Raw genomic sequence first — 2992 nt, forward strand, 5'->3', positions numbered from 1 at the left:
GAGTTCTCTTAGTTGAGAAATTCGAATTTTCGGCGAATGTCGTCTTCACAGTATAACCAGATTGCTTGGGGTTATATGGTCAAGTGAAGAAGCGCATACGGTGGATGCCTTGGCAGTCAGAGGCGATGAAAGACGTGGTAGCCTGCGAAAAGCTTCGGGGAGTCGGCAAACAGACTTTGATCCGGAGATGTCTGAATGGGGGAACCCAGCCATCATAAGATGGTTATCTTGTACTGAATACATAGGTGCAAGAGGCGAACCAGGGGAACTGAAACATCTAAGTACCCTGAGGAAAAGAAATCAACCGAGATTCCCTTAGTAGTGGCGAGCGAACGGGGACTAGCCCTTAAGTTGATTTGAGATTAGCGGAACGCTCTGGAAAGTGCGGCCATAGTGGGTGATAGCCCTGTACGCGAAAATCTCTTGTCAATGAAATCGAGTAGGACGGAGCACGAGAAACTTTGTCTGAATATGGGGGGACCATCCTCCAAGGCTAAATACTACTGACTGACCGATAGTGAACTAGTACCGTGAGGGAAAGGCGAAAAGAACCCCGGAGAGGGGAGTGAAATAGATCCTGAAACCGTATGCGTACAAGCAGTGGGAGCAGACTTTGTTCTGTGACTGCGTACCTTTTGTATAATGGGTCAGCGACTTATTTTCAGTGGCGAGCTTAACCGAATAGGGGAGGCGTAGCGAAAGCGAGTCTTAATAGGGCGTCTAGTCGCTGGGAATAGACCCGAAACCGGGCGATCTATCCATGGGCAGGTTGAAGGTTAGGTAACACTGACTGGAGGACCGAACCGACTACCGTTGAAAAGTTAGCGGATGACCTGTGGATCGGAGTGAAAGGCTAATCAAGCTCGGAGATAGCTGGTTCTCCTCGAAAGCTATTTAGGTAGCGCCTCATGTATCACTGTAGGGGGTAGAGCACTGTTTCGGCTAGGGGGTCATCCCGACTTACCAAACCGATGCAAACTCCGAATACCTACAAGTGCCGAGCATGGGAGACACACGGCGGGTGCTAACGTCCGTCGTGAAAAGGGAAACAACCCAGACCGTCAGCTAAGGTCCCAAAGTTATGGTTAAGTGGGAAACGATGTGGGAAGGCTTAGACAGCTAGGAGGTTGGCTTAGAAGCAGCCACCCTTTAAAGAAAGCGTAATAGCTCACTAGTCGAGTCGGCCTGCGCGGAAGATGTAACGGGGCTCAAACCATACACCGAAGCTACGGGTATCACCTTCGGGTGATGCGGTAGAGGAGCGTTCTGTAAGCCTGTGAAGGTGAGTTGAGAAGCTTGCTGGAGGTATCAGAAGTGCGAATGCTGACATGAGTAACGACAATGGGTGTGAAAAACACCCACGCCGAAAGACCAAGGTTTCCTGCGCAACGTTAATCGACGCAGGGTTAGTCGGTCCCTAAGGCGAGGCTGAAAAGCGTAGTCGATGGAAAACAGGTTAATATTCCTGTACTTCTGGTTATTGCGATGGAGGGACGGAGAAGGCTAGGCCAGCTTGGCGTTGGTTGTCCAAGTTTAAGGTGGTAGGCTGAGATCTTAGGTAAATCCGGGATCTTAAGGCCGAGAGCTGATGACGAGTTATCTTTTAGATGACGAAGTGGTTGATGCCATGCTTCCAAGAAAAGCTTCTAAGCTTCAGGTAACCAGGAACCGTACCCCAAACCGACACAGGTGGTTGGGTAGAGAATACCAAGGCGCTTGAGAGAACTCGGGTGAAGGAACTAGGCAAAATGGCACCGTAACTTCGGGAGAAGGTGCGCCGGTGAGGGTGAAGGACTTGCTCCGTAAGCTCATGCCGGTCGAAGATACCAGGCCGCTGCGACTGTTTATTAAAAACACAGCACTCTGCAAACACGAAAGTGGACGTATAGGGTGTGACGCCTGCCCGGTGCCGGAAGGTTAATTGATGGGGTTAGCTAACGCGAAGCTCTTGATCGAAGCCCCGGTAAACGGCGGCCGTAACTATAACGGTCCTAAGGTAGCGAAATTCCTTGTCGGGTAAGTTCCGACCTGCACGAATGGCGTAACGATGGCGGCGCTGTCTCCACCCGAGACTCAGTGAAATTGAAATCGCTGTGAAGATGCAGTGTATCCGCGGCTAGACGGAAAGACCCCGTGAACCTTTACTATAGCTTTGCACTGGACTTTGAATTTGCTTGTGTAGGATAGGTGGGAGGCTTTGAAGCGTGGACGCCAGTTCGCGTGGAGCCATCCTTGAAATACCACCCTGGCAACTTTGAGGTTCTAACTCAGGTCCGTTATCCGGATCGAGGACAGTGTATGGTGGGTAGTTTGACTGGGGCGGTCTCCTCCTAAAGAGTAACGGAGGAGTACGAAGGTGCGCTCAGACCGGTCGGAAATCGGTCGTAGAGTATAAAGGCAAAAGCGCGCTTGACTGCGAGACAGACACGTCGAGCAGGTACGAAAGTAGGTCTTAGTGATCCGGTGGTTCTGTATGGAAGGGCCATCGCTCAACGGATAAAAGGTACTCCGGGGATAACAGGCTGATACCGCCCAAGAGTTCATATCGACGGCGGTGTTTGGCACCTCGATGTCGGCTCATCACATCCTGGGGCTGAAGCCGGTCCCAAGGGTATGGCTGTTCGCCATTTAAAGTGGTACGCGAGCTGGGTTTAGAACGTCGTGAGACAGTTCGGTCCCTATCTGCCGTGGACGTTTGAGATTTGAGAGGGGCTGCTCCTAGTACGAGAGGACCGGAGTGGACGAACCTCTGGTGTTCCGGTTGTCACGCCAGTGGCATTGCCGGGTAGCTATGTTCGGGAAAGATAACCGCTGAAAGCATCTAAGCGGGAAACTTGCCTCAAGATGAGATCTCACTGGAACCTTGAGTTCCCTGAAGGGCCGTCGAAGACTACGACGTTGATAGGTTGGGTGTGTAAGCGCTGTGAGGCGTTGAGCTAACCAATACTAATTGCCCGTGAGGCTTGACCATATAACACCCAAGCAATTTGCG

1 rRNA gene is annotated in these 2992 nt (G+C 51.5%); it reads left to right on the forward strand.

The features are described from left to right. The first annotated feature begins 77 nt into the window (after positions 1-77). Positions 78-2971, forward strand: a 23S ribosomal RNA gene (locus tag ACM6IV_RS08785). Positions 2972-2992 lie beyond the last annotated feature (21 nt).

This window comes from Pseudomonas sp. IT-347P (assembly GCF_949768005.1).
Taxonomy (GTDB): Bacteria; Pseudomonadota; Gammaproteobacteria; order Pseudomonadales; family Pseudomonadaceae; genus Aquipseudomonas.